Source organism: Agarivorans sp. QJM3NY_30 (assembly GCF_050870855.2).
Lineage (GTDB): Bacteria > Pseudomonadota > Gammaproteobacteria > Enterobacterales > Celerinatantimonadaceae > Agarivorans.
The window spans coordinates 3,895,642-3,921,361 of the sequence record NZ_CP194038.2; the positions used below are offsets into that span (position 1 = coordinate 3,895,642).

Annotated in this window: 29 protein-coding genes; 19 read left to right on the top strand and 10 right to left on the bottom strand. The window is 44.6% G+C overall.

Annotation, left to right across the window (positions count from 1 at the left end; all coding sequences use genetic code 11):
• Positions 1–130: 130 nt before the first annotated feature.
• Positions 131–1,036, top strand: a complete 906-nt coding sequence (locus tag ACRRSX_RS17615; RefSeq protein ID WP_432451912.1) for a LysR substrate-binding domain-containing protein — start codon at positions 131–133, stop codon at positions 1,034–1,036.
• A gap of 385 nt (positions 1,037–1,421) precedes the next feature.
• Here ACRRSX_RS17615 and ACRRSX_RS17620 read toward each other — a convergent pair whose 3' ends face one another.
• The 3 genes from ACRRSX_RS17620 to ACRRSX_RS17630 all read right to left on the bottom strand — a co-directional run bounded on the left by ACRRSX_RS17620 (position 1,422) and on the right by ACRRSX_RS17630 (position 3,233).
• A complete protein-coding gene (locus tag ACRRSX_RS17620; RefSeq protein WP_432451911.1) occupies positions 1,422–1,757 on the bottom strand; it encodes a DUF3634 family protein in 336 nt (111 codons plus the stop codon).
• 331 nt (positions 1,758–2,088) lie between these two features.
• Positions 2,089–2,661: a YceI family protein gene (locus tag ACRRSX_RS17625; RefSeq protein WP_432451910.1), complete on the bottom strand. Its 573-nt coding sequence runs from the start codon at positions 2,659–2,661 to the stop codon at positions 2,089–2,091.
• On the bottom strand, positions 2,658–3,233 hold the full coding sequence (locus ACRRSX_RS17630) for a cytochrome b (protein WP_432451909.1): 576 nt from the start codon (positions 3,231–3,233) through the stop codon (positions 2,658–2,660). Before ACRRSX_RS17630 ends, ACRRSX_RS17625 begins: the two co-directional genes overlap by 4 nt.
• A 323-nt stretch (positions 3,234–3,556) precedes the next feature.
• On the opposite strand from ACRRSX_RS17630, the gene ACRRSX_RS17635 reads away from it, so the two are divergent.
• Together ACRRSX_RS17635 and nhaD are read left to right on the top strand one after the other, a co-directional pair.
• Complete coding sequence (locus tag ACRRSX_RS17635; protein ID WP_432451908.1) at positions 3,557–3,733, top strand: PA3496 family putative envelope integrity protein; 177 nt, start codon at positions 3,557–3,559, stop codon at positions 3,731–3,733.
• Positions 3,734–4,170: 437 nt separating this feature from the next.
• Positions 4,171–5,418 (top strand): sodium:proton antiporter NhaD, encoded by a 1,248-nt coding sequence (gene nhaD, locus ACRRSX_RS17640; RefSeq protein WP_432456146.1) that lies wholly within the window; start codon positions 4,171–4,173, stop codon positions 5,416–5,418.
• Between the two features lie 159 nt (positions 5,419–5,577).
• Here the strand turns inward: nhaD and ACRRSX_RS17645 are convergent, their stop codons facing one another.
• Entirely contained in the window at positions 5,578–6,465 is an 888-nt protein-coding gene (locus tag ACRRSX_RS17645; protein WP_432451907.1) for a LysR substrate-binding domain-containing protein, read from the bottom strand.
• A gap of 118 nt (positions 6,466–6,583) precedes the next feature.
• On the opposite strand from ACRRSX_RS17645, the gene ACRRSX_RS17650 reads away from it, so the two are divergent.
• The 4 genes from ACRRSX_RS17650 (at position 6,584) to ACRRSX_RS17665 (ending at position 8,647) form a co-directional block, all read left to right on the top strand.
• Positions 6,584–6,880: a carboxymuconolactone decarboxylase family protein gene (locus ACRRSX_RS17650; protein ID WP_432451906.1), complete on the top strand. Its 297-nt coding sequence runs from the start codon at positions 6,584–6,586 to the stop codon at positions 6,878–6,880.
• A 5-nt stretch (positions 6,881–6,885) separates the two neighbouring features.
• On the top strand, positions 6,886–7,275 hold the full coding sequence (locus tag ACRRSX_RS17655; RefSeq protein WP_432451905.1) for a tautomerase family protein: 390 nt from the start codon (positions 6,886–6,888) through the stop codon (positions 7,273–7,275).
• Positions 7,272–7,754: a DUF4865 family protein gene (locus ACRRSX_RS17660; RefSeq protein ID WP_432451904.1), complete on the top strand. Its 483-nt coding sequence runs from the start codon at positions 7,272–7,274 to the stop codon at positions 7,752–7,754. Before ACRRSX_RS17655 ends, ACRRSX_RS17660 begins: the two co-directional genes overlap by 4 nt.
• 293 nt (positions 7,755–8,047) lie before the next feature.
• Positions 8,048–8,647, top strand: a complete 600-nt coding sequence (locus ACRRSX_RS17665) for a glutathione S-transferase family protein (protein WP_432451903.1) — start codon at positions 8,048–8,050, stop codon at positions 8,645–8,647.
• A 77-nt stretch (positions 8,648–8,724) separates the two neighbouring features.
• Here ACRRSX_RS17665 and ACRRSX_RS17670 read toward each other — a convergent pair whose 3' ends face one another.
• Entirely contained in the window at positions 8,725–9,000 is a 276-nt protein-coding gene (locus ACRRSX_RS17670; protein ID WP_432451902.1) for a DUF1330 domain-containing protein, read from the bottom strand.
• A 91-nt stretch (positions 9,001–9,091) separates the two neighbouring features.
• Here ACRRSX_RS17670 and ACRRSX_RS17675 point away from each other — a divergent pair, with 91 nt between their 5' ends.
• The gene (locus tag ACRRSX_RS17675) at positions 9,092–9,994 is read left to right on the top strand and encodes a LysR family transcriptional regulator (protein ID WP_432451901.1); all 903 of its coding nucleotides are present in this window, start codon (positions 9,092–9,094) and stop codon (positions 9,992–9,994) included.
• 153 nt (positions 9,995–10,147) lie between these two features.
• Here the strand turns inward: ACRRSX_RS17675 and ACRRSX_RS17680 are convergent, their stop codons facing one another.
• On the bottom strand, positions 10,148–10,579 hold the full coding sequence (locus ACRRSX_RS17680) for a DUF3859 domain-containing protein (protein WP_432451900.1): 432 nt from the start codon (positions 10,577–10,579) through the stop codon (positions 10,148–10,150).
• A 159-nt stretch (positions 10,580–10,738) separates the two neighbouring features.
• Here ACRRSX_RS17680 and ACRRSX_RS17685 point away from each other — a divergent pair, with 159 nt between their 5' ends.
• Entirely contained in the window at positions 10,739–11,179 is a 441-nt protein-coding gene (locus ACRRSX_RS17685; RefSeq protein ID WP_432451899.1) for a DUF2059 domain-containing protein, read from the top strand.
• 130 nt (positions 11,180–11,309) lie between these two features.
• On the opposite strand, the gene ACRRSX_RS17690 is transcribed toward ACRRSX_RS17685, so the two are convergent.
• Positions 11,310–11,960 (bottom strand): 7-cyano-7-deazaguanine/7-aminomethyl-7-deazaguanine transporter, encoded by a 651-nt coding sequence (locus ACRRSX_RS17690; protein WP_432456145.1) that lies wholly within the window; start codon positions 11,958–11,960, stop codon positions 11,310–11,312.
• Between the two features lie 276 nt (positions 11,961–12,236).
• Here ACRRSX_RS17690 and ACRRSX_RS17695 point away from each other — a divergent pair, with 276 nt between their 5' ends.
• From ACRRSX_RS17695 to ACRRSX_RS17715, 5 genes are all read left to right on the top strand, one after another.
• On the top strand, positions 12,237–15,944 hold the full coding sequence (locus ACRRSX_RS17695; RefSeq protein WP_432451898.1) for an ATP-binding protein: 3,708 nt from the start codon (positions 12,237–12,239) through the stop codon (positions 15,942–15,944).
• Positions 15,941–16,600 carry a hypothetical protein gene (locus ACRRSX_RS17700; protein WP_432451897.1) on the top strand — a complete coding sequence of 220 codons (660 nt, stop codon included), beginning with the start codon at positions 15,941–15,943 and terminating at the stop codon, positions 16,598–16,600. The genes ACRRSX_RS17695 and ACRRSX_RS17700 overlap by 4 nt, the downstream gene beginning before the upstream one ends.
• Positions 16,597–17,811 (top strand): phosphoenolpyruvate carboxylase, encoded by a 1,215-nt coding sequence (locus ACRRSX_RS17705; RefSeq protein ID WP_432451896.1) that lies wholly within the window; start codon positions 16,597–16,599, stop codon positions 17,809–17,811. Before ACRRSX_RS17700 ends, ACRRSX_RS17705 begins: the two co-directional genes overlap by 4 nt.
• Before the next feature lie 435 nt (positions 17,812–18,246).
• A complete protein-coding gene (locus tag ACRRSX_RS17710; RefSeq protein WP_432451895.1) occupies positions 18,247–18,927 on the top strand; it encodes a MaoC family dehydratase in 681 nt (226 codons plus the stop codon).
• Positions 18,928–18,978: 51 nt separating this feature from the next.
• Positions 18,979–19,968, top strand: coding sequence for an alpha/beta hydrolase-fold protein (locus tag ACRRSX_RS17715; protein ID WP_432451894.1), 990 nt, complete (start codon positions 18,979–18,981; stop codon positions 19,966–19,968).
• Here the strand turns inward: ACRRSX_RS17715 and ACRRSX_RS17720 are convergent.
• Positions 19,965–20,306: a 5-carboxymethyl-2-hydroxymuconate Delta-isomerase gene (locus ACRRSX_RS17720; RefSeq protein ID WP_432451893.1), complete on the bottom strand. Its 342-nt coding sequence runs from the start codon at positions 20,304–20,306 to the stop codon at positions 19,965–19,967. The genes ACRRSX_RS17715 and ACRRSX_RS17720 overlap by 4 nt on opposite strands.
• Before the next feature lie 191 nt (positions 20,307–20,497).
• Between ACRRSX_RS17720 and ACRRSX_RS17725 the strand changes: the two genes are divergently transcribed.
• The 4 genes from ACRRSX_RS17725 (at position 20,498) to ACRRSX_RS17740 (ending at position 22,929) form a co-directional block, all read left to right on the top strand.
• Entirely contained in the window at positions 20,498–21,103 is a 606-nt protein-coding gene (locus ACRRSX_RS17725; RefSeq protein WP_432451892.1) for an acetate uptake transporter, read from the top strand.
• A 313-nt stretch (positions 21,104–21,416) separates the two neighbouring features.
• Entirely contained in the window at positions 21,417–21,869 is a 453-nt protein-coding gene (locus tag ACRRSX_RS17730; RefSeq protein WP_432451891.1) for a hypothetical protein, read from the top strand.
• Positions 21,866–22,471, top strand: coding sequence for an SCO family protein (locus ACRRSX_RS17735; protein WP_432451890.1), 606 nt, complete (start codon positions 21,866–21,868; stop codon positions 22,469–22,471). The genes ACRRSX_RS17730 and ACRRSX_RS17735 overlap by 4 nt, the downstream gene beginning before the upstream one ends.
• Before the next feature lie 11 nt (positions 22,472–22,482).
• Positions 22,483–22,929, top strand: coding sequence for a copper chaperone PCu(A)C (locus ACRRSX_RS17740; RefSeq protein WP_432451889.1), 447 nt, complete (start codon positions 22,483–22,485; stop codon positions 22,927–22,929).
• A gap of 117 nt (positions 22,930–23,046) precedes the next feature.
• Here ACRRSX_RS17740 and ACRRSX_RS17745 read toward each other — a convergent pair whose 3' ends face one another.
• Both ACRRSX_RS17745 and ACRRSX_RS17750 read right to left on the bottom strand, forming a co-directional pair.
• Positions 23,047–24,246, bottom strand: a complete 1,200-nt coding sequence (locus ACRRSX_RS17745; RefSeq protein WP_432451888.1) for an HD-GYP domain-containing protein — start codon at positions 24,244–24,246, stop codon at positions 23,047–23,049.
• A gap of 167 nt (positions 24,247–24,413) precedes the next feature.
• Positions 24,414–24,824: a GAF domain-containing protein gene (locus tag ACRRSX_RS17750; RefSeq protein WP_432451887.1), complete on the bottom strand. Its 411-nt coding sequence runs from the start codon at positions 24,822–24,824 to the stop codon at positions 24,414–24,416.
• Between the two features lie 91 nt (positions 24,825–24,915).
• On the opposite strand from ACRRSX_RS17750, the gene ACRRSX_RS17755 reads away from it, so the two are divergent.
• Positions 24,916–25,710, top strand: coding sequence for a sterol desaturase family protein (locus ACRRSX_RS17755; protein WP_432451886.1), 795 nt, complete (start codon positions 24,916–24,918; stop codon positions 25,708–25,710).
• Positions 25,711–25,720: the final 10 nt, after the last annotated feature.

The following is a 25,720-nucleotide window of genomic DNA, read 5'->3' on the forward strand; positions in this document are numbered from 1 at the left end:
CCTTAAACAGATAATTGCTCCGCAGTAAGCGCATAATTTTTATGACCGCTATCAAAACTATTGATAGCACTTAGCTTTACTATGCTAGGCTTGAAAGTTGGCCGTCATCCGATACTCACTGGAGTGATTAATGCGTTATTCCCTAAAGCAATTAACCGTGTTTGAAGCCGTTGCCACCCATGGTAGTGTCAGCGCAGCAGCTGAACACCTCGCATTAACCCAGTCAGCAGCCAGCATGTCGCTCGCACAATTAGAAAAACTGTTAGGTAAACCCTTGTTTGACCGTCGAGGCAAACGGATGGTATTAAGTCAATGGGGTCTATGGCTAAGACCCAAAGCCAAACAGCTATTACTCGATGCAATGCAAATAGAAGAAGGTTTCGAAAACCAGCACTTGGTGAGTGGTGAACTACAACTTTGCGCCAGCCAAACCGCAGCGGAACACTTGATCCCCGACCTAATTAGCGCGATCGATAACGATTTCCCTCAATTGAGAATTAACTTTTCAGTAGAAAATACCGCTGAAGTGATCAATGGCCTAATTAACTACGACTACCAACTTGGGGTCATTGAAGGGCGTTGTGATGACGACCGTATCGCTCACCACATCTGGTGTAATGATCACTTAGTGATTGTTGCCGCCTCCCACCATCCTTACGCCAAACTCGAAAAAGTCAGCATTGCTCAGTTGGAGCAAGCACGTTGGGTATTACGTGAGCCCGGAGCAGGCACACGACGAGTATTTGATAGTGCCATTCAAGGCACCATCGAAAGCCTAAAAGTGCATCGCGAATATGAGCATGTACCGGTGCTTCGTTCTTTGGTCGCTAACAATAGTTATCTTAGCTGCCTGCCCTATCTGGATGTGATAAAAGCTTTAGAGCGTGGCGAATTGGTCGTACTCAATGTACCTGAACTTAACATTGAACGCTCACTGTCTTTTATTTGGCGGAACGATACACCAGAAAACCCGCTGCGCGACTTAGTCATTACGGAAGCAAAAAGAATGTTTAAGTTACGCACCTCTCACCTATAAACAAAAGTCACTTGTATATTGAGAAAAAGCACTATACACTAAATGCGAATAGTTATCATTTAATATATGGTGCTTTATGAAACATCAATTGACTCTCGCAGCATCGGCTGCAACATTATTTATAGCGAACCCAGCTATGGCCAACCATGGCTGGCCAGCAAAAGAACTCTCAACCCTCGAAAATATAGCGCTCGCCTTATCGATGATGTTCTGCATGATATTTTGTATATGGTTGATAAAAACTATTAAACGCGCTCTAAATCAGCCTCATCTACTCACTTTACCCAAAAAGCTAAAGCGCTAAAAAGCAGCCATATATCACAACAGTTGAAGTGATGGGTCGATAACATCACCAGAGTAAAAAAGCTCGGTAATAGGCCGCAGGCTAATCGAGAAAAACGCTACTGCTGGTCTCTGAAGTTTTTTGACTATAAAGTTTGTGCGGAAATTGTTTTTCCAAATAGATCTGGTCTGCCACATCAATAGACGAAGAAAAATGCAAATGTAATCGTTGATTGCTTTCAATCCCTTTGATTAAACCGAGTACTTTCCTTCCCCGCATCATTTGGCGGCAATCATAAATAAATGAGCTCGGTAGATGGCCTTTGATAACATTCACTTTGCCAGAGCGTAGCTCACAGACAAAAGTACAATGAATATAGCGCAGTCGATAAACCAATACCGCAGCGATGACTAAACCAAACATAATACCAATTATCACACCACACTCCTTGTGTTGAGCTTTCAGCTAATCCGTTCTACATCGCTCAGCTATGAAGATAAAAAACTCAATAAGAGTAAATGTGATGCCTCAGAAAGACAATGGCAAACATAAATTTTTGGCTATTAATCAAAAATTTATGTTTTTTTGATAGGGGGAACCACAAATAAATAGACTGAAAACCGTTTCAAGAAAATACTTCTCCATCGCTTAAAAGTCACAACCAAGAAGCAGAGTAGGTTTTGAGAAAATAATGCCCAAGTGAAGTTTAGATATTTCACTTGGGCATCTTAGCTAGGAGGCTATGCTGCGCATTTAGGCTACAACAGGATTACTTTTTACGACCTTCAATCACTAAATCCATTTCTACAGAGGTGGATTTAGGGCCTAAATTCATCGGAATACCATAATCTTTCATCACTAACTGGGTTGAACCAACAAAACCAGCACGGTAACCACCCCAAGGGTCTTTACCTTCACCAACTTTGCTCACATCAATCACAATATCTTTCGTCACCCCGCGTAAGGTAAGTTGACCGTACAACTTGCCATGTTCTGCATCACTGGCCTCATACTTGGTGCTCACAAAGCTGGCTTGCGGATATTTATCAACCTCTAGGAAGTCTCCACTGCGGATGTGTTTATCACGCTCAGCGTGATTGCTATTTACCGATTTAGTATCAATATTAACTTTCACCTGAGTCGCCTCTGGAGCAGCCGCATCATAGCTAAATTCACCATCGAAAGTATCAAAGCGTCCAACCACAAAACTGTAACCTAAGTGATTAACCTTAAAGTTAATCGAGGCATGAGCGCCTTGGGTATCAATGACATAATCTGCGGCACTGGCCGGTAAAGCGAACATGCTTGCCGCAAATGCAGCAGCAATAAACTGTTTTTTCATTTTTTTATTCCTTTCATTAGTATACGAGCGGGTTTCAACATCCTAATTAATGTTCGGTCTTTATCTACAAAGTGGTGTTTTACAGCAGCCAAGGCATGCCCGGCCGCCAAAGCGATTAAACTCCAAGCAAGAAACGCATGTACTTTGCCTGCAAATTCTTCTTGCTGAGGAATACCATGCAAGGTAGCCGGCACTTCGAACCAATCAAATACAGAGATGGGACGAGCATCGGCAGTGGAAATCAAATAACCAGAAACCATCAATACAAACATCACAGAGTAAAGCAGAAAATTCCCGACTTTAGCGCCACGTTTTTCCAAGGGATGATGGTTTTCAAGGCTTAAGACCTGAGGATTTAAGTAGCGCCAACATAAGCGAAAAACCATTAAAATAAACAATAAGATCCCAACACTTTTATGGATCATCGGCGCGGTTTGATACCAACTCGAGTAATAGTTCAAATCCACCATGAACAGGCCCAAACCAAACAACATCAGCACAATGATGGTGGCGAGCCAATGGATCATAATCGAGATGAAACCATAGCCATTGGCGGTATTACGAAACTGCATAACAGTCCTTTTTGTTGCTTTAACATTTTCTAGTGGATTAGCATTACCGATAACGCCATCTAATAAAATCGAATTTAATGTTAAGGAATGTTCTATTTATTAGAAGCAAAGATAACAGCAAGACCACATCACACCACATTCAGCTACAAAGGTAATGGAATTCCTGACAAAAGCAAGCTCGACCCACTACGCAAAAGTGTTAAGACTTAACAAAAGCTTCACTTTCAAGGCTATACTTTTAAGGTACATTTTTCGTATCTCACAACAGCCAGAGATAATGAGAGCGCGCTTGAACTCGATGAAGTCAGTGTTGGAGCAGATTTATGAAACAACCAAGCTTTGACGATATGGACGAATGGGACGAACTAGACCTACTCCATAACGCAAAAAGTCATAAAACTCAGCGGGACAAAGCCAAAGCTCGTCGCCGCATTGATGAATACCACGAGCGTAGGCAGTTACAACGCCATCTCGATCAAGATTATGATGACGACTACTAATCGGTAGTAATGCAGACCTTTTATGTAACAATCAGGGAAGCTTCGGGCTTCCCTGATTTTTAACGGTGAAGCAAAAAAGCAGCCAAAATCTTGGCTGCTTGAGTCCCCCTGATCAACTAAGCTTATCATCCTCGCTGAGTTCCTCTCTAACCTCCCAATTAAACTACAGCCAACCGCCCTTTGTTACACCAACCCACAAAGCTCAACACAATTCAAACACCCACAGCGACAAGTAAATGAATAAAAAGAGTTTTGTAAAAAAAATGGATCTAAAATGCTACAAGGCTTTTTCTGCTGGCACTTTAGTCCTATAATTCGCCGTCAATTTATTCTATCAACAGCGCTTCTCCATAGCTGTTTGCCGCACTCATTGGCCGACGATCGCTTTAAGCAATGCCGACCCATTAGCTAATTAACAAGGAAAAAAGATGTCTCCAATCTTAGAGGTAGTACTAATCAGCTTCGCCGTACTGGCGCTGTTAGGTGTAGTTCTAGAAGATGTAATTCACGTCAATAAAGCCAAGGTCACACTGTTTTTGGGGACTTTGGCCTGGATCCTGTTATTCATCTTTCAGGGACAGGGGGAGCAGCATCAACAAGTCATCGATGGGCTTGGGGAAAACATCTCAGAAATTGCTGGATTATGGCTATTCCTTGTGGCGGCAATGACCTTCGTAGCCTATTTAAATAAAAAAGGTATGATTGAAAATCTTATCTATTTTTTCTTACCAAAACAAATTAGTGAAAAAGCGCTACTGTTTCTAACTGCTGTCTTCTGTTTCGTTTTTTCTTCCTTAGCCGACAACATCACCGCCACACTCGTTTCGGTTACCTTGATCCTATCGCTCAACTTAAGCCGCAAGAAAACCCTGCGTTTTGCCACTCTGGTGGTATTTGCAGTCAACTCTGGTGGGGTAGCATTGATCACCGGTGATGTTACAACTTTGATGATTTTCCTTGCCAATAAGGTCACCATTACCGATCTATTATTACTGTCGATCCCTTCGTTCTTCTCGGTATTACTGTTAGCACTAATGCTCTCTGTTGGCATGAAAGATACGATTGAAATCAAACGTCATATTACCGAAGTTCGCAAAGTAGATGCGGTTATTGCGATGATCTTTCTGGCAACTATTGTTTGTACCATTTTTGGCAATGCGCTCTATCAAATCCCGCCTGTGCTTAGTTTCCTATTTGGCATGTCGTTAATGTTCCTCACCGCCCGCTTCTTTAACGAAGACCAAGACGAAGATTCGATTTTGGAATACATTCGAGTCATTGAATTTGAAACCCTACTATTCTTCCTCGGGATCTTGCTATTGGTTGGCATGCTGAAAGAAATAGATGTACTCGACCAGCTGGTTTCGGTATACGAAGTCTTACCACCAATCGCCGCTAACTATCTAATGGGCGCAATGTCTGCCACCATCGACAACGTGCCACTCACCGCGGCCTTATTGAAAGCCGGTATTAGCATGTCAGCGCCAGATTGGCTGGGTTTGACTTACGCAGTTGGTGTGGGCGGTTCCTTACTGGTGATCGGCTCAGCTGCAGGCATTGTTGCCATGAGTAAAATTGATGGTTTAACCTTTGGTAGTTATTTACGCTACTTCCTCTATTTGCTGATTTCTTACACCGTGGGTTATGCCGCAGTGTATTACTTTAGCACGCTAATGATGGGCTAAATACTGGCGCAATTTTGAGTGCCATTTGTGATTCATTAAAGCAAGGGCTGCCCTGCTCAGGGCTGCCCTGAGACGAACCATTGACTAGGCTTAAATACTTGATCGCGAGCCTGCATCATCACCATGCAACAAACCTCACTCACCATCAACAATGCGGGCTTAAGCCGGCAACTTTAAACAGCGACTAACGACTTGCTGGCGCACAATCTCTCCTAAGCGAACAACTTCCGGCTTTTCCGCTCCCTCGGTGCGATGCATTAATAATCCTAAATTCCCCAAGGATGGCAATAAATCATCAATGGCCAAAAGGCTGGCTGGCAAGCCAATGCTGGTGCGTACGGTGACCCCCAAACCCGCCTCCACCGCAGCCCAGATTCCATTCAAACTCTGACTGCTATAAACCACCTTCCAGGGAATTCCCGCTTTATCGAGTGCTGCACTGGCCTTCTCCCGCATTAAGCAGGGTGCTTCAAACATCACCAAAGGTAGGGCTTGTCGACGTCGCAACAATGACTCCAGCGACAAGTTAGGATGGCTTAACCACAGCAAGGGAAGCGCACCCAAAACTTGTTGATTAGCGCAACTTTGACCGGCATCCCAGGCCAGCGCTAAGTCATATTGCCCTTGCTCAATGCCTTGAACTAACTGTTGATTACGGGTCACACTAGTACACAATTGAACTTGCGGATAAGCGCGACTAAATTGTCCCAGCACTTGAGTCAGAAAGCTCTCAGAAAAGTCTTGCTGCATCGCAAAATGCAGCTTCCCGGTTAACTCGGGAACCACCAAAGCCGCCATCGCTTCATCATTTAATGCTAATAGGCGTCTTGCATAACTAAGCAACTGCTCTCCACTATCAGTCGGCAACAGCTGGCGACCTGATTTTTTAACTAAGGGACAACCCGTCTGCTGCTCTAACTTCTTTAATTGAGCGCTCACCGCAGAACTTGAACGATGTAAGCGCTTGGCAGCAAGCGCGAAATTGTTTAATTCCATGCCCAATACAAAGCTACGTAAGGCCTGAAGATCTAAGGTTTGTTGGCTCACTCAAACTATCCTGAAATTCAAAACAATTAATCAAAAATGTTTTGATTTTATGTATCAACACATCATGCCAGAATCAATGGGTATTTCAAGTAGCAACCCCAAAATTCGAGGAAAGATCATGAACAACACCGAACAACTATTTCGTTATGCCCCAAAATTAAAACAACTGAGCGAGCAAGTCTTATTTGCTGATGTTTGGCAGCGCCCCTTATTAAGTCCACGAGAGCGCAGCCTTATAACATTAGCGGCACTGGCAGCTTTAGGCCGAACCGAACAACTGCCGTTTCATTTAACCCTGGCAGAAAAAAATAGCTTAACCAAGGAAGAGCTGGGGGAACTCTTCACCCACTTGGCTTTTTACGCAGGTTGGCCAGCGGCGGTCAGTAGCCTCTCTCGTATCGAACCACAGGGGTAAGTTCCATGCCAATGGTCAGAATATCTTTACTCCGCGGACACAACCGCAGCTACAAACAAAAGCTCAGCCAGATCCTACAACAAAGCTTAGCGTCTTGCTTTGCAGTACCGACCAATGATTGTTTTCAACTATTTGATGAATATGAGAGCGAGAATCGAGTCATTCACCCCACCTATTTGAGTCCCGGCAGAAGCGATGATTATGTGCTCATTCAAATCACCGCTGGGCGCCCGCGGAGCAGCCTGCAAAAACAAAACTTGTACCAACAATTGGCAGAGCAGTGTCAGCAACAATTGGACCTCGCGCCTGCCGATTTAATGGTGGTCATTTGTTTCAACCACGCTGAAGATTGGTCTTTTAGTCAAGGTCAGATATTCACTACGGAGGCTCTATGATAGCCATGCAATATCGAATTATCCTTCCGGCCGATTACAACATGGTCAATATTCAAACAAGGATTAAAGAAAAAGCCCATCTACTCGATGGCTACCCCGGATTAGTATTCAAGGCCTATTTATATTCAATCAAAGATAGTCCAGACTACTTCAGTACGGTCAATAGTTACGCCCCTTTTTACCTATGGAAAGATACCTCAGCAATGGCGAGCTTTTTGCGCAGTCCTGGCTTTGCCGCGTTGAGTGAGCAATTCGGTCGCCCTTCGGTGAAAAGCTGGCTACTTGAAGGTGAAATAAAGATGCCAGAGCAGCAAGCTTACGCTTGTATCGAATCAACAAGCACAGATACAGCCGATCTGATTGGCTTCGACTGCTCTAACTGGTCTTCGCTGAAGCTGAACTGGCTCAACCAAGCCAGCACCCAGCCAAGTGAGCAAAAACAATATTACCAAATTGGCTATCTCGCTCGCGGCCAATAAAACTCAGCACTTGCGCATCAGCAGTCATTTATCTGCTGATGCGCCCGCAATCACTGCCTATTATCATCCTCCCAAGCAACGACCAGTTCACGGTGAGGTCAGTTAGTATTCTTCATTTTCAGCTTTCTACGAGTCCTTTCCTATGAGCATCTATCGTTTGTCGATATACGTTCAATTCCTTAAAATCCTAATGAAAGTGGTAATATGAGTTTCTCCAACAGCCTTAAAATAGGAAATTCCCTTGTTAGCATAAAGGACTTTATTGAATCAACACTTATACTTTCGGAGGAAACATGGAAATATTGCTGTATAGCGCGAAAGGATCAAATAGCTCGCAAAGAGTAGAATGGATCCTCAATTTCAAAGCTATCCCACACCAAAAAATTGAGCTTAGCGCCAATGAATTGGCAACCAGCTATCGAGCCATTAACCCTTTTGGCTATGTTCCCTCCTTGGCTGTAGATGGTTTTGTATTTTCGGAATCGATGGCTATCGCCGAATATCTAGAGGAAAAATTTCAGAACGGTCCTTTACTTAGTCAAAATATCAACCAAAAAACCAATATTCGTCGTGTTTGTGAATACGTAAACTCAAGTATTCATTCACCTCAAAATAGAACTGTGCTCAAATTTTTTCGTCCTGAGCTCGATGAACCATCTAAACGAAAACTCCGCGGAGATTGGATTATACATTGCCTTGAACGACTAAGCGCAACTCTCTGTAATGAATCGGGATATGCTATAGGTACACACTTTAGTCTGGCAGATATATTTGTAGCTTCAATATACAAGAAGGCGTTGCAACATGCTTGTATCGAAAGTGAATTTTACAATCAGCACTTGCTGTTCATTCGAAAAAACCAAAGAGTAGCGACCTCGGAACCACCAACATAATCGGCTAGCCGGAGGTCTTTCACCTCCAGCTAGCGCTGCCTACCTCGGTCATGCCACTCCGGCGGTTTAAATCAAATTTAAACGAGATGAAACTGACTGCGCATCCCTTGCTCTCGGATTGGAATAATCGCTTGATATGCTGCACTGTTATACCAATTTTGGGCGCTTTTCTTGTCTGGAAATTCGATGACGGCTTTAATTGGGTGCTCAACTTCACCATGTAAGCTCTCTATTTCACCTCTGGCGATGAAGTGCCCACCAAAGGCTTTCAATGTTTCAGCAGCTAGGGCGCTGTATTTTGATAGTTGCGTTTTATCTATAGGGCTCACATCGACGATCACTAAACTTGTCATTTTCTAAATCCTTAAATGATTGAGTTGACATAGCTTATGCTTACGATTAACACTAAACAATAACCCAATAATTAACTTACTGTTTAAATTTATGAACAGCGTAAAATTAGCGCCTTTACTATTAATTTTTGTTGAAGTGGCCAATCAACGTTCATTTACAAAGGCGGCTAACAAGCTTGGCCTGAGTAAGTCGGCAATTAGCCAACAAATTAAGCGCTTAGAAGAAACAACCGGTCAACAATTATTGATACGTAATACTCGAGGTCTTGTATTAACAGCCGTTGGAGAAGCGTTACTCGCCCGCAGTGAATTATTTAGCGAACAACTAAATATGACCTTAATTGAGTTAAATAGTGCCAAATCGCAGCCTAGCGGTAGCTTTAAAGTATCCGTCCCTCCGTTTTTTGAGCAACATATTGTTATTCCTGCATTAAAACAGTTGAGTTTAGAGTTTCCAAAACTTCAGCCTGAAGTTCTTGTCACGGGAAAATGGCAAGATCTGATAGAGCACAACCTAGATGCGGCAATTTTTGGGGGAAATATAAAAGACTGCAGCTACCGAGCACTATCAATAGGAAAGGTATCAGAGATATTAATCGCTTCACCTCGCTACATCACACAACATGGTACTTTAAAAGATGTTGAACAGTTAATCGAACAGCAGTTTATCGCGACCCCTTGGCAACATGATGAATTGCAATTATTTGATAATAATCAAGCCAATAAACGACAAGTGAAAGTGACACATCACGCCCGAGTAAATACACTGGCAACAGTACTTGAGATGGTATTGCATGATATGGGGATCGCATTTTTTCCGGAGTTCTTAGCACAATCTCATCTCGCTAACGGACGAGTCATTCGAGTGCTACCAGAGGTGAGAGGAAAAGCTTGGCATTTTTATTTTTTACATCAATATAAAGGCGAGAAACCAATACATGTCACTCGCTTCTATCAATTATTCCGTCACTACTTCGCCAAGGCTAGCCTATAGCGATAACTGCTAGGCATTTTTATCCACTCGTGATTCAAGCGCAGCCTCCCTCGCTTTTAGCTAACAAATAAACGACCGAAAAAATAGCATGAAAGCCAGTATAATAGTTCGGCGAGGGAGCGTAATGGCTAATGCTTGGATACAAGTAAACACTCACATCCCTCGGCGACGATAAAACTGCTGTGGATCTCCGGGTTGGTCTTGGTAGAGTTCAAAGGATTTATCGGCAATCAGCTGGCCAGCCAATTCGATGGTCATTCGCCACGTCCCCAGCTTATTGCTCACTGGTGGCCAAATTGTATCCCCTAAATAGAAGTCCCAATCGTTATTGCGCACATATACTTCCCCATCAAATGGAGGGCGGACTCGACCATGATCATCTGGAATATTAGGATGATAAATGCAATAACGTAACTTTTGCCCCTTGGCTTTTTTGATATTCACAATCAAGCCAAACTCGACATCCACTTGCGCGGCAACTCGCTGCGTAAACTCAACAATTTGTGGTAGCGCCTTGGCCTCACTATCCCACTGATTATAAATTCCGTAACTATGTAGCTTTACTTGAGGTTTCGATTTAGCCATGGACACCTTTTGCAGACTTAAAAATCATTTATTCTAGCCTAAACGAGGCTAAAACTGCCACGCAGATGCTTTCCCCCTTGGTCTAGACAGTGTAGGCTTAGTCCTTATCAAGTGCGACTTTGTGTTGCCCACACTCTCATAGTAATCAGGGATGACCTTATGAAAACCTTTATCGGTGCCGCCTTAATCATTGCCAGTTTCTCACTACAAGCGACCCCCGTTGATGACCTGCTCGCACTCAATGATAGTGAACAACAAATGGCAGCGATCCGCAGTAATCTAAACAAGGCATTAATGCGACAAAATCCGCCCTTAAAAGACTTTCAGGCAATATTAAACGAATGGGCCAATAATTATCTGACCTGGGAAGAAATGAAACCCAAAATTGCCGAAGTCTATTTAAAACACTTCACCGATGAAGAACTGGCGCAGTTGGTTGCATTTTACAAGACCCCTTTGGGACAAAAAACTCAAGCGCTCAACGCAACGCTAATGCGTGAAACGGCTGTCGCCAGCGCGCTGGTCGCCAAGCAACATCACGGTGAACTCGAGGCCATGTTGAAAAAAGCAATGGCAGCCAAACAATCGGGCCAGCCCTAAGCAAGCACGTTATTTTGACGGGTAGGCATCCAAGCGAGCAGGCCCGCCCTAAAACTTAAAGACTCGGAATCTTCTAATAAGAGCTGTAACCAGCTCTTTGGCGATGACTCTCAAGCCATGTTGCGATTAATTAGGCGGGACTAAGCACTGATAAACGGCTTTGTAAGAAGTGCAGCAACATACCGTATAGCGGCACAAATAAAGCCAAATTAACTGCTAACTTAAAACCATAATCAACCCATGCTATTTCAAGCCAATGTTGCGCCATAAAGGCATCACTACTGGCATAAAAAGCCACCCCGAAAAACAACAAGGTATCCACTACATTGCCGAATATACTTGAGGCTGTCGGTGCTATCCACCAGCGCTTTAAACGGCGTAAACGGTCAAATACCTTCACATCCAATAGCTGACCAACCGCATAGGCAATAAAACTAGCGAGCGCGATCCGTGCAACAAAACTATTCCAAGTAAGCAAGCCCGCTAAACCTTGAAATTGGCCTTGATAAAACAACACTGAAACCAGATAGCTTACTAGCAGCGCCGGTAACATAGCCGAGAAAATGATTTTCCGTGCGCGACTGGCACCAAATAAACGCACCGTTAAATCGGTGGCAAGAAAAATAAACGGGAAAGTAAACGCACCCCAAGTGGTGTGAAAACCAAAAATAGTGAAGGGAAGTTGAACCAAATAATTACTGGCAGCAATCGTCACAATGTGAAACACAGCCAAGATAAAAACACTGCGGCGTTCAGCCTCAGATAATTGTAAAAACCACATAATAGTACGACCTATCTTTTTGATAATTGGGGTAAGAGAACCCAAGGGCGCAGGATTATTCCACAACAGTGAACGCTCTGCAAGTACTAGTGGCACCTAGACCTGCAACTTTTTAGCACCTGATTCGCAATTTTTAAGCAAACCAAACACGCAACTCTTTCGCTTCCTAGGCAATCTTAGTTACACTGCGTCATTGCGCTGGCGTGCGGTCATGCCTCTGCGTAGCTATGGTGTAGTTTGACCATAGTTTATTTAGCTAATTTAAAAGGATGCATTTTGTCTGGCCTATTGCGGATCATCTTGATCGATACCCACCTTCAAGGGGTAGTAGAATTAAAACTCGACCAACATAGTAATATTTGCGGTACCAACGCCTCGGGTAAAACCACCCTTCAGCGATTGATACCGGTATTTTACGGTGAATACCCGAGTCGAGTCGTACCCAGTACCCGAGATAGCTTCGAGCGCTGGTATCTGCCACGCGAAGCCAGCTACATTATTTACGAATACCAACGCTACAACGGTGACCTGGCCCAAGTGGTGTTATCTTCAGGAAGAGAAGATCAAGGGGTAAAATATCGTTTTATTGGCAAGCCCTTTGAGTTAAACGATTTTATTGAACGCCAAGACGAACAAGGAAGCTGGTTTCTCGCGCCTGCTAAGCTCGGCCAACAACTCAAAAAAATCACGCATCAGGGTAAACCTTTAGCCACCACGCGCTTTCTTAATACTCGAGAGTATCGCGCCATTATTCAAAATGACCGCAGCTTACAAAATACCGGCGATTCCGACATCAAAGCCTATGCGCGGCAATTTACTATGTGCGATCCAAAACATAGCTTACGTCACATCGAAAAATTGGCAAAAGCCGTGCACTCCAAAGAAGGCAAGATGGAAACTATCAAATCGATGATTGCCGCTATTTTGGAAGAAGAAGGCGTGACCCTAAAGCCAACATGGGTTGATGCGAATAAAGCACAAGCCTGGATCCAAGAAACCCGACTCATCCAACAGTTTGCAACTATCCGCCCCAAATTTGTCAAACTCGAGCAGATCTACCAGCAGTTGTTGCACAGTGAAAGCTATCTATTACAGCTAGAACAGGGTCTGCAAAATGATGAAGCCGAATTGTTTGCCCAATGTGAACACGGCCAACGCCAGCTCAACCAAACCAAACAGGACTTAAGTCAGCTAGAAAGCCAGTGGCAAGACCAACGCGAAGTGCTCAATCAAGCCGTGTCTGAAGCAAGTGCCGATGTAAACAGTTACGATCGACAATTGAATCACATTGAAGACAATTACCAGAGCTGGCAAGACAAACAAATAGAACAGGCCTTGATGGCTGTCGAACAACTCCCACAGTGGCGAGAACAGCTAAATGAGGTGAGCGAACGCCACCAATTGTTGACCGAGCAGCACAGCGATATTGAAGCCGAACTGAATCAACGGAAGAGCCTGATTAACGAACAGCTCAATGTGGCCTTAAATAAATTACATAAAAACAAAGATCACTTGCAACAACAGCTCACCCAAGAGCGCCAACAGCAGCAGGCGGATCTAAATAATGAGCAGCAACAGCAACAAAGCCAAGTTAACCAAGCCGAGCAAAAGTTTCAGCAGCAACAACATCAGTACCAATTAGAGCTGGCTCAACTGGAAGCTGGCAGCCTGCAAATGGGGCACACCGAAGAAGAAAGCCGGCAACTCAACATCATGGATAACCGGCTGGATGAAGCGCGTCAACAACAGCAGGTTTTATCGAGCCAGTTACGCCAACACAGTGAACAACTACAGCAGCTAAAACAACAGCGTTACCAAGCCGATCAGGAATTGGCGAATCGCAGCCAACAAAATCGTCGACTAGAGCAACAACTGGAAAACTTAAAAGCCAGTTTACATCCTGCAGATGGTAGCCTATTGGCACATTTACGCAGCGAACATCCGCAATGGGAACACTCTATTGGTAAGGTGATCGACCCCAGTTTGTTGTCTCGTCGCGATCTAAAACCACATCACGACGGCGACCCCCACAGTCTCTTTGGTTTAAACCTTGACCTAAAAGCCATCGAAGCGCCCGAATGCGCCGCCACCGAGCAACAAATACTGCAACAACTAGAGCAACTCAAGCAGCAATATCAGCAGGCCCAAACACAACTACAGGAAGCAGAAAGCAACTTAACAACTTATAACAAGGCAATACAGCAACAGGAATTAAGCTGCGCCGAAGCCAGCGCTGCTCACCACAATAGCGAGGACGAATTGAAGCGCCTCCAAGAAGAAAAACAACTACTTAAAGAGAATTGTTCGAAGGCTTTACAGCTGCGCCAAGCGGCCGCGCGTGAGCAACAAAGCCAGCTTAAAAGCTATTTACAAGAGGCCAGTACCCGTCACCAAAACTACCTTGAAGAACTACGCGAACAACATCAAGAGGCCAAGCTAGAAAAGATGGCGTGGTGGGAAGAAAAGGTGGATGTGCTGGCGCAGCAAGTTAGTCAGGCACATGACGCGATTAGCCAACGCCAACAACAAGCAAAACAAACACTCAAACAATTGGACCAATGGTATCGCGGCGAGTTACAAGCACTCGGCTTAGATGATCAGCTGATTGTTGATTTAGCACAGCAGAAACGTGATTTGAACCTGCAAATCCAAGAAGCCGAACAATTTCGCGAGGAAGTCAGCGAATATAAAATTTGGCAGCAACAGGTTTGGCTCAAGCAAAAACCTCAGCTCAACGATGCCCTAGCAAAAGCGCGCCAACAGCAAACCACTGCCAAACAAGCACTCGCTGAGCAACTAAGTGTCTTTAAGCAACAGCGTGATAGCCAACAACAACGGTTAAGCGAGCTAAAGCAACAACAAGAATTCAGCCAACAGCAGCATGCTCAGACGCAAAACTTGGTTCGTCGCATCAAACAGCTGGACTTAATTAAAACGCCACAGCAAGAGCCGAACAGCGCAACACAACACGCAACCCCTGCCGAACGAGCTCGCGATGCAGAACAGCGGATTAGCCAACGTAATCAACAACTGGAGCAGGTGAACGAATCGGTACGCCATTTCGACACCTTGTTAGCCCAGCAAGCTGGCTCCGACTTAAGTGAAACCTGGGAACGCTCTCGGGCCGCTTGCCGTCATCTCCAAGAAGATGGCGAAGCAAGCTTAGCCTACCGCGAATTGGTCCCTCATTTGGCCGAATTACTCAATGGCCTGGTCCCCCAAAAAGTTCAAGGGCTGATCGACCACGGCCGTAATTTAGGGATGAGCATTAGCAGCTTCTATCAAAACTTAAGCGATATTGACCAACGGATCCTGAACCAAAGCCGTCGCATTACCCGTGAAATCGGTGAAGATTTAAGTCTCGATGGCGTCTCCGATTCAGCGGTTAAAATTCGTTCTAAGATTAGCGAACTCGAATTCTGGGATGAATTAAAAACCTTCGTAGATAATTTTCAAACTTGGCAGCAACAAGGTTTTAACCAATTGCCCGATGAAGATTACGCGAACAGCATGCGGGTCGCTTTAGATATTATTGGGCGCAGCGCACTCAAAGAAGGGGTATCCCGGCTATTACTGATCGAACTCACGCTGCGCGAAGGCAACAGTGACTTGGTGATCCGCACCGACCGTCAGCTCAACGAGTCCAGTAGCCACGGGATGGCTTACCTCATCTTGTGTAAGTTCTTACTCGCCTTTACTCGCTTGCTCCGAGGGAATGCCAGTACCTATATCCACTGGCCGATTGATGAGCTAGGCACCTTACACCAGAGTAATGTGAAGAAAATTTTTGACGCCTGTGATCACAATCAAATCCGCATTTTAGGAGCTTTCCCCAACCCTGAATCGGAAGTATTGGATCTATTCACTCACCGCTACATCATCAACCGCGACAAACGCCAATTACAGGTGGTACAGCCAAGAGTTAACTTGCTACAACAAAAACTGAAAGCGGCCAAAGCTAAACAAATGGAGATAGAGTCATGAATCGATTATCTGCCACGGGGATGAGCGAAACCGGCCGGGTGCTTGAAGCCTTACTCAGCGGCCAATTTATTTGTCAGATCAGCGATGAAGATGGCTTTAGTTATCTCAGTAACGAAGCCAACCGTGAACGTATCGATAACCACCTGCATGTATTAAATCGGCGTTTAGCCAAAGCCTGTGAAGGCGAGCTGTACTTCTGTGCCTATCGCGAGTTAGGAGATCAGGAGCACAAGGTGATTAGCCAGCAATTTAATGATATCGCAGGCAGCTTACTACCACTCACCGAATGGTTGATTCTAAGCCAAGAAGCCCTTGGACAAGATAGTCCGATTAGTGCTGGTGCTGCATTACGCCTCAATGAGCTACAAAGCGTGGTCGAAGATACACCAGCGCTACGCGAACAACTGACTAAAATCGCTCAATATCGACTGTTTGGCTCAACCAGTAGTCAAGTGGATGGCCAACTCAAGCAGGTATTTAAACGCCTCTGTGAGCAGGGATACTTGGTCCGCCCCAACCAAGAAAAACAGATCTACATTGCGACTGCCAAGGTTGACTATATCTTCGAAGTGATTAGCTTTATCGACGAGGCCGAAGGTTTAGGCCTAGAACAACAAGCAATGGATGCGATTGGCCAGCAGGAGTCGCTACTGTGAATCAACATCTGCAACAGGCTGGGCTTAAATTATTTAAACTGCTCGCTCGTCATGGCGAAAGCTTGATGCATGCCTATATCAACGGCAAGCTAGATGAAACCAAACTCGATAACAAACAAGTCGAGGCACTATTAAAAAGTGGTGTCATTTGGCGCCCCGCTGCCGATGAGGGTTTACATCTCAGCTCTAACCTTCGGGCCCTACTCGAAGAAGCCCTCAGCGATACCCGTAATCGACAGATTGATGCCAATGTCGGATCTCGACTCGAAACCATAAAAACCTTGGCCGCCCACTATAAAGAAGCCTTACATCATGATGACTTAGCCGCCAGCGACGTCTACCTAAGTGATTTAAGCGAACATTGCTATAGCCTCACCGAGAGCTTACGCCATAGTTCACGTGTCTTATGGAGCAGAATTAATAACGAATTTGGTTATGTCCCTAGTCTTAGTGCTAAGATCCGCGAAAACGAATTGGCCCAACAACAAGTTAGCGAGTTACTCGATAGCTTATCCTTGCTGAACTTCGACGCCCTCAGTCAAGTTGCCGGTGATATTCGTGAACTGAGGCGGCTGTTAGTGATAACCCTCAGTCAAGCGGTATATGACTGCACTCAAGAGCTTGCAGTAGTACAAACCCGACTACTCACACTGCTTGGCCGGTTTAGAGAGTTACGCGGTAAATCTCGACTACTCAAAGGCTTACAGATATTCCATGGCCAGCACCCCGATTTTAGCCCACGCGATCCAACGGTCCAATTAGATGTTACGCCATTGTTTAACCAAGCCCCACCACTGATGCGCAGTGCTAGCATCGATATTCATAACTCTGAACATGAGCATCAGCTACTCCAGGTGGTGAGTCAGCTCCAGCGGCAACATCGCTCCAAGCAAACCTTCAGTGATACCGAACAGGCGGTCTCTCTAGAAAATGTCGCCGAGTTCACCCTGCGAGAACAACAAATTAAGCGCGATGTAGAAGATTATTTATTAGCGGTCATCGAGCACGCCAAAGGACAAACTGCTTTAGAGTATTATCAACAACATCAGCTGAATTGGGATGCCGAAGCGTGGCTATATCAGGTGTGGGGCAGCTATCATGCACTCCCTGAAGAACAGCGCGACTATTTTGCTCTCGATCCGATTGAGGATCTGCACCCTATTTTTAGCGGCAATCGCATCGTACGTGATTTACAAATATGGCTACGCTAATGAGCAAATTTAGTAAAATTCATTTACACTGCTCATCACTCCCGAAGACCTATTGCTCTTCGGGAGTTGTTTTTATGCAATGCTCGATGATGAATACAAGGCAGAAAGGATAGCATTGAGTGGCTCAAGTTCAGCGGACAATCAGCAACGAAAAGCGCTCAACAATGCCGCCAAATAGTTTATTCAAATAAACACTGCCACCATTGATCGGCCGCTCCTAGAAACAGCATCACAACAGCAGAAAATTAGGCCGACCATTGACAGTCCAAAGCTGACATAAAAACGCAATAACCCATTGACACAAAAGACTAAATCAGAAGTGAGCGCTTACATTTAGATACAATCGCTTACAATTTGAATTCATATTTATTTGACTGACTAGTCGAATATTTTAGAATAACGGCATTGTTGAGCCAAAAGCAGTAGGAAGTAAAAGTGAAAGTTGTCGATTTTCTTAAGAAAAAACGTGAAATGCTGGCTCAAAATCCCTTTGAACTCAAAGATTGGCTATCTCCTGCTATTCGTGACCATTGGATTGAATTTCTGAATAAAGCGCATGACAGCCAACTGATAAACTGGGTGAGAGAATACCAGTTAAGTGCCAACAGTGAGCAACAAGCGAGTTTTAAAGAAACGATCGAATTACACCCCAAGGCCGAAGCACTCTTAGAAGAACTTTCGATGCAACTGGGAGAAGAAGTGCATGTGGGTGAATGGCTCACCATTACCCAAGAGCGAATTAACCAATTTGCCGACGTGACCAAAGATCATCAGTGGCTACATACCAATCCCCAGCGAGCCGCCGAAGAGTCTCCCTTTAAGACCACCATTGCTCATGGCTTTCTAACCTTGTCTCTTCTGCCTGCATTAACCGAGAGTGTCGACCCCGAGCAACCACTCTATCCTTCGGCGAAAATGATGGTCAATTATGGGATCAATCAAGTCCGCTTCCCTTACCCAGTCAAGGTGAATAACCGGATCCGAGCACGCACTCGACTCACCCGAGTGGCACCAGTAAAACGTGGTTTAGAACTGGTCAAAGAAATTACTGTAGAAATCGAAGGCTGTCGTCGTCCAGCCTGTGTCGTAGAATCGGTGGTTCGTCTCTATTTTTAAGTGACTAAAATCGCTATGATAGTTCACGTTGGGTAAGACAAGGAGCTTAACGTGAATAACCCCCACCCTCATCAAATTTCACTGCAACAACATTACCACCAACAAAAGCGCTCTTATCAGTACTTGTTGAGCCAGCCGAAAAAGCGCGACAAGCATCAAGCGTTGCCGTTGATATTATTTTTGCATGGCCGTGGAGAAATTGGCGATGATATTCACTTGTTACTGGATTTTGGCCCCAACAGCTATTTAAAACAGCATCAACTGGATGCCATTTGTGTTAGCCCACAGGTTCCCAAAGGGCGCAATGGCTGGGCGATCGCCGAATTAATCAGTTTATTAGATGAACTCGAACAACAACATCATATCGACCGTAGCCGAGTCTACCTCACAGGTTTAAGCATGGGGGGGTTTGGCGCACTCAACTTAGCACTTGCACAACCGCAGCGGTTCGCCGCTTTAGCTGTACTAGCTGCAGGAGACCCAAATCGCTTAGCACCTTGGTCCATGAATATGCCTGCCCGGCCAGTATGCGCAGAACTCTATCAACGCTTGGCGCAGTTGCCCATTTGGCTGGCTCATGGCCTAAAAGATGAAACCATCCCAGCTGACTTTTCTCAAGAACTAGTTGATAAACTCTCGCAACTCGAACGCACCGCCAGTCTGCAATTTACCCAATATCCACAGCATGGTCACAATATTTGGGATGAGCTATACAACCGTCCTAGTTTTTGGCAGTGGTTGCTAGAACAAGAAAATTTGCATCCAAATCAAACTGCAACGGTGTCCGGTAAATTTGACGCCTTACTCGGTGACTATGGTAATCATCAGGATTATGTGTCGATAACTCAGGAACCTCAGGGTTTATCATTAGTATGCAAAGACTTACAAGATAAGACACTACAATTTTCGCTTCACCCAGTGGCCGATAAGCTGTTCTTCTGCGAAATTGGCTGTGTACGATTTATTCAGCAAGCGGAAGCCCCCATACAATTGGCTCTAACCCGACTCACCTTGCTCGATAAATTGCCAAGCAGCGATTAAAGCACCCGCTTGGCATAACTGTCGCGATCCATATCGACCACTTCGACGGTGAGGCTTTTTACCATATTTAAGCTAGCAGACAACTGGCTTAATAGTGAAGCGCTAAGTGCTTTCTTTTGCTGGGTGCTGCGTCCCGATAAAATGCATAAACGGATATGCACCAAGCTATGCTCACTTAATCCGCTATAAACATCCTCATAAGCGATTGCCCGCAATTTTATACTGGCGGGCTCAAATTCACCGCTATCCCGGATGATCTCGAAGGTTTTCCGCAACAACTTCGGGACTTCAATTTGCTCGGCAATCGACGCCGAATACTCAACAATACAATGGGGCATCGTTACTTTTCCTCTCTGTTGCGACAGTGTTAATAAGCTGCAATTACATTAAACAAAAATATTTAGTAATACAATTAAAAAATAACCACACGAAAGTTGATCTAGATCACGCCTAAGTATTAGACTCGCTCAGATAATGCTCGCCCGACCAGCTCCGGCGTTTTTAGCTACTTTTATTTGGAATATACACAATGACCAACACTACACCCGCGAACCCAGCACCACTAGGATTAATGGGTTTCGGCATGACCACCGTTTTACTTAATATTCACAATGCAGGTTTTTTCCCCATCGATGCCATGATTCTCGCAATGGGGATTTTCTACGGCGGAGTATCACAAGTGATCGTTGGAATCATGTGCTTTAAACGCGGTGATACTTTTGGCACCACAGCATTTACTTCTTATGGTCTTTTCTGGCTAACACTGGTTGGGTTAATCGTACTCCCTAAAATGGGCCTCGCAGAGCCAAGCCCAGCAGGTTTCATGGCTTGGTACCTAAGCCTATGGGGCCTATTCACCGCCTTCATGTTTGTGGGCTCATTGCGCTACCCTACCGCCAAACAAATTGTATTTGGTAGCCTTACCGTGTTATTTGCTTTACTAGCATTACATGATTTTACTGGCAATGAAATCATTGGCACCATCGCTGGATTTGAAGGTATTTTCTGTGGCTTATCGGCAATGTACTTTGGTATGGCACTGGTTCTTAACGCCGAATATGGCCGTACCATCTTACCTGTAGGACGCCCATTTGCATTACAAAACAATAACGCACCACTCAAAGTAGCCGCCTAATCGCGCTGCCGGTTTCAAGCTAATTTTTGGTACAAACCTGGCGTCTTAACACGCCATGATCGTGGTCGACATAAGCCCCTCTCTTATCAATTCGAGATTGGGGCGCTTAATATCAACGCTTACAGCGCCACAATCCCTCCCTTGCCACTGGTCACTGCTTTCTCTTACAAATAAGCTCTCAGCGCCTCTATCGAACAAAAAAACCTAAGCAAGTAGACTATTTCAGCATTAAGCCTTGAGAGATCATTTCAAGCGGAGTAAATTAGCCTAGCTTTACCATGGCTTAACATTATGATGACAATGGATTGTTTAATTGACTGGTTCAACTAAGAGTGTTTTTCTGGTTCTCACGATTGTGTGTAGTGCTTTTGGCTTAGGTCTGGGCTTTAGTTATTGGCAAGACCCGAGTACAAAACTTAGTTATCTTGATTGCCCAACACTCAAGTTGGGGCAATGTCAATGGCAAGACCAGCAACAACAGTGGTTACTCAAGCTACCCGGAGAAAATCTGGCCGCCATGCTGGTTCACCCGATCCGTTTAACCACCAATATCACTCAGCCACCGCCACTAGAACTGCGTCTGGAAGGTGTTGATATGTATATGGGCGAGGTAAAAGTTCAACTAAAGCCCAATGCAGACGGCGTCTATTTAGGCCAATTATTGTTACCGATTTGTAATACTGGAAAAATGCGCTGGAAAGGATACATTGTATCCCTTGATCCACAGCAGCCCGTTGCCCTTAGTTTTGAGGTTAATAGTCAATGAAATACCTAGCATGGATTGCCCTATTTATTATCAGCCTTGGCGCTGGCATCGCCAGTTACCAGTGGCTGACCGCGAGCCCACAAGATGCAGACATGACAGCAGCGGCTCCTCCAATCAAAGTCCCTCTCAATCTATTTAAAATCAACAGTGATGATGGGCGTTTTCATCAGCTTAGCCATGATAAACAAATTTATATCGCTTATTTTGGCTTTACCCATTGCCCAGATGTTTGCCCCACATCGTTAGCGCTCCTCAGTGCCGCCTTACAAGGGGCCAGCGAAACACAGCAACAAAAAATACAAAGCTTATTTATCAGTGTTGACCCCAAACGCGATGACGCAAAAACGGTCAGTACCTACGCCGCTTATTTTCATCCCGACATCATTGGATTAAGTCCAAACGAAGGTCAGCTACTCGGTTTAACCCATGCCCTGGGAGTGTATTATAAGTACGTTGATACACCCAATTCGCAGTTAGAATATAGTGTTGACCATAGTTCATTCTTTTACTTTCTCGACGCCGATGGCCAGCTCTTAGCGAAAGTTCCTCATACCCTCGATCCAAAACCGCTGATTAAGCAAATTCAGCGCTTACTCCCCTAAAAGGAATACTTATGCGCCCTTTATTAATTCTACTGAGTTTTATTTTAAGTACCCAGTTAGCCTTCGCTGCGGATACTCTCGAAGTCAGCGAGCCCTATGCTCGCGCCACGCCCCCGAATGCCCCTACGAGTGCTATTTTCCTCAGTATGCATAACACTTCAGAGCAAGCGATTAGCTTAATTTCGGCAAGCACACCCGCTGCTGGTCGAGTCGAGTTGCATACTATGTTAATGGATGGCGATATCATGCAGATGCGTCAAGTCCGGCAAATTGAAGTCCCAGCAAAAGGGACCGTTGAGTTAAAACCCGGCGGTTTTCACTTAATGTTATTTGATTTGCAGAAAGCCTTCATTGAGGGAGAGCAACTACAACTGTACTTGAATTTTTCAGATGGCAGTCAGCAGCACCTGAACGTTCCGGTAAAAAACGTCATGGCGATGATGAAAATGAAACAGTAACACAAGCAAGCGCCTTTTAAGCCTTGGCGTTTCATGTTTGTTGCAGATACAAATGCGCGATAACGACAAGAGACACAAGGCTTGAAGATAAGCGCTTTAGCAAATCAGGCTAAGCGCTTATCCTACCGCCAATTCTAAATAATGATCTAAACAGATATCGTAATCACGCGCTGATACCGCCCCTTCTATTTCCTCACTTTCAACTTTACTTAAGTCCAAAGTCGTCACTTCAAGGTGAGTATGCGAGACCGCGCTATAAATTAGCTTCAACACTGGCTGCAAGGGTTTAAGCTGATTACGAGCCACCACTAAACCCAAACGCCCGGATATCAACTTCACTAAGGTACCAACCGGGTAAACCCCCATACAACGAATAAATTTTTCAACCAACTGTTTATCAAACTGACTACCGACACCTTTTAACAAAATACGGAATGCTGCCGTCGGAGGCATACCACTTTTGTAAACACGATCGGCAGTAAGTGCATCATAACAATCAATGATATTCGCCATCCGGGTATAAGTTGACAATTGCTCACCGCTTATTTGATGGGGATAACCCAAACCATCTAGGCGCTCATGATGATTACTAGCGATATCCAGCATCACTTTGCTAACACCTTTTTGCATTCTCAAAATTGAATAACTGTGAACGACATGCTCCCGCATAATTATAAATTCTTGCTCAGTTAACTTATCTGGTTTGTGGAGTATTGCATTGGGGGTATAAATCTTACCGATGTCATGCAACATTCCGCCCATGAGCAATTGTTTTTGCAAGCCCTTACTTTGGCCTAAAAAACTTCCAAAATAGGCCAGCAGCATACCTACGTTAAGCGAGTGCTCCATTAAATATCGATCTTTGGCGCGGATCCTTGCTAAACATAACATTGCATTACTTTGATTTTCTAATGAATCAATCAGCTTCTCAGCGACCCGTTCCATCGGAGCAATATCAATCGCTTCACCATGTTGTAATTGTTTAAAATAATTACCTTGTATCACTTTAGCTTCATGAAATAGCTTCTTCGCCAAACGTTTCTGAGTTTCATCACTGGATATGTAAGGCTTGCTTGCAGATCGTTCTAGCCCGTTAGCAGGGGGAGGCACAGGCTGTTCAAACATACTACGCGCCCAATCAACTTTGAGCGTTTTTACCCCTTTACTTTTTAATTGGGTAATTTGTCTATTTTGGGTGATCAGTCCTGATTGGCTCACATGGCTATGACCAGTTTGCGATTCGATGGCAACAACAAACATACCTTTTTTCAAGGCATCAATATCAACCACTCTGATATCATAGCTCGAATTCACCATATGGTTCCACGGCTCCGTCAATCAACCCAATCAAAGAGCACTTACGCCCACACCTATTGACAGCATTATCTATGCTTAAAAAAGCCTCTATTTAAAGTGTAGAATGTTATCTATCTCAACAAAGCGACAAATGATGATTTTTGGGCGATGGCTTACAAATTGAGTCATCAAACCGAAGCTAAGTACTCTTTGGCCAAACTTTCTACCTGTGTCTTCTCTTTCTCAGTAAAGGCTGCTGCTCTCGCGGTCAGCGAAGAAAAATTTAAAGTTCCTAAAATTTTCCCATCTTTCTCTAAAGGGGTTCCAATATAGCTTTCTAGATGTAAGGCTTGATAGCAAGGATGTAGGCACATCTCGGTAATCGCACCAACGCGCTCATAAGCTACAGTTTGAGCTTGTCGTAATACTTCACGACAATAGGTAGAGTCAAGTTCAAACTCATCCCCTTGCCGAACTAAATCTAAGCTCGAATAAGCTGCAACGACGCGGTAGTGATTACCTTCGACCTGACTCACAATGGCTAATTGCATGCCCAGATCTTCCATCGCATCCTTCAACCACAATTGAATGTCTAACATACTCAACTCCAAGTGACTCTGGGTGTATATCTGTGACTAAGTTTAGTCTAAGTTGAGTTGTTGTTTGAGAGCCAGCGGGTATACTCAAGCAATGCACAACTTTGACCTATGGCGAATGCTCATTTTCGTCAGCCTACTTAGCTTATTTATCTTGCTGGAAATCCGTTGGCCAAGGCATCCCCGTTTAATTCCTCGCAGCCAACGCTGGCCAGCTAACTTTGTGCTAATCATCGTCAATGGTGTGTGCGTTAAATCAGTCTTCCCAATCAGTACTTTCGGCTTAGCCATGTGGAGCTCGGAGCAACAATGGGGGGTATTGAATCAACTAAATTTCAATACTTATTTGAGTATCCCACTGAGTATTCTGTTATTAGATTTTGCGATCTATTGGCAACATCGTTTATTTCATGCCCTCCCTGTACTTTGGCGTATACATCGGATGCATCATGTCGACCCAGACTATGATGTCAGCCTAGGCTTACGCTTTCATCCGATTGAAATATTGCTGTCGATGGCGATTAAACTGGCAATCATTCTGCTGCTAGGCGCGCCAGTGATGGCTGTATTTTTATTTGAAGTGATACTCAATGGTATGGCGATGTTTAATCATAGCAACTTGAAACTCCCCAACAAATTAGATGGAATACTGCGTCGATTCGTGGTTACTCCCGACATGCATCGGGTACATCATTCACAACGCATAAATGAGCATAATAGTAACTATGGCTTCAATCTGTCATGCTGGGATCGCTGGTTTAATAGTTACATTGCACAACCCAAACTCGGCCACCAGCAACTTCGTTTCGGCTTAAGTGGCTGGCCCGACGCCAAAGATAATCGGCAGCTCAAAGGCTTGCTCTCACTCCCCTTTCGTTCTGCCAAATAAGCCTGCAAAC

Bases quoted from the DNA above. Each gene is read 5' to 3' on its own strand.
- ACRRSX_RS17690 (WP_432456145.1), bottom strand. From the start codon at position 11,960: ATGTGGTTTTTACAATTATCTGAGGCTGAACGCCGCAGTGTTTTTATC.
- ACRRSX_RS17635 (WP_432451908.1), top strand. From the start codon at position 3,557: ATGAAACAACCAAGCTTTGACGATATGGACGAATGGGACGAACTAGAC.
- ACRRSX_RS17750 (WP_432451887.1), bottom strand. From the start codon at position 24,824: ATGTTAGACATTCAATTGTGGTTGAAGGATGCGATGGAAGATCTGGGC.
- ACRRSX_RS17675 (WP_432451901.1), top strand. From the start codon at position 9,092: ATGAACAGCGTAAAATTAGCGCCTTTACTATTAATTTTTGTTGAAGTG.
- ACRRSX_RS17670 (WP_432451902.1), bottom strand. From the start codon at position 9,000: ATGACAAGTTTAGTGATCGTCGATGTGAGCCCTATAGATAAAACGCAA.
- ACRRSX_RS17720 (WP_432451893.1), bottom strand. From the start codon at position 20,306: ATGCCCCATTGTATTGTTGAGTATTCGGCGTCGATTGCCGAGCAAATT.
- ACRRSX_RS17650 (WP_432451906.1), top strand. From the start codon at position 6,584: ATGAACAACACCGAACAACTATTTCGTTATGCCCCAAAATTAAAACAA.
- ACRRSX_RS17680 (WP_432451900.1), bottom strand. From the start codon at position 10,579: ATGGCTAAATCGAAACCTCAAGTAAAGCTACATAGTTACGGAATTTAT.
- ACRRSX_RS17725 (WP_432451892.1), top strand. From the start codon at position 20,498: ATGACCAACACTACACCCGCGAACCCAGCACCACTAGGATTAATGGGT.
- ACRRSX_RS17685 (WP_432451899.1), top strand. From the start codon at position 10,739: ATGAAAACCTTTATCGGTGCCGCCTTAATCATTGCCAGTTTCTCACTA.
- ACRRSX_RS17740 (WP_432451889.1), top strand. From the start codon at position 22,483: ATGCGCCCTTTATTAATTCTACTGAGTTTTATTTTAAGTACCCAGTTA.
- ACRRSX_RS17665 (WP_432451903.1), top strand. From the start codon at position 8,048: ATGGAAATATTGCTGTATAGCGCGAAAGGATCAAATAGCTCGCAAAGA.
- ACRRSX_RS17630 (WP_432451909.1), bottom strand. From the start codon at position 3,233: ATGCAGTTTCGTAATACCGCCAATGGCTATGGTTTCATCTCGATTATG.
- ACRRSX_RS17700 (WP_432451897.1), top strand. From the start codon at position 15,941: ATGAATCGATTATCTGCCACGGGGATGAGCGAAACCGGCCGGGTGCTT.
- ACRRSX_RS17745 (WP_432451888.1), bottom strand. From the start codon at position 24,246: ATGGTGAATTCGAGCTATGATATCAGAGTGGTTGATATTGATGCCTTG.
- ACRRSX_RS17755 (WP_432451886.1), top strand. From the start codon at position 24,916: ATGCACAACTTTGACCTATGGCGAATGCTCATTTTCGTCAGCCTACTT.
- ACRRSX_RS17655 (WP_432451905.1), top strand. From the start codon at position 6,886: ATGCCAATGGTCAGAATATCTTTACTCCGCGGACACAACCGCAGCTAC.
- ACRRSX_RS17625 (WP_432451910.1), bottom strand. From the start codon at position 2,661: ATGAAAAAACAGTTTATTGCTGCTGCATTTGCGGCAAGCATGTTCGCT.
- ACRRSX_RS17660 (WP_432451904.1), top strand. From the start codon at position 7,272: ATGATAGCCATGCAATATCGAATTATCCTTCCGGCCGATTACAACATG.
- ACRRSX_RS17615 (WP_432451912.1), top strand. From the start codon at position 131: ATGCGTTATTCCCTAAAGCAATTAACCGTGTTTGAAGCCGTTGCCACC.
- ACRRSX_RS17735 (WP_432451890.1), top strand. From the start codon at position 21,866: ATGAAATACCTAGCATGGATTGCCCTATTTATTATCAGCCTTGGCGCT.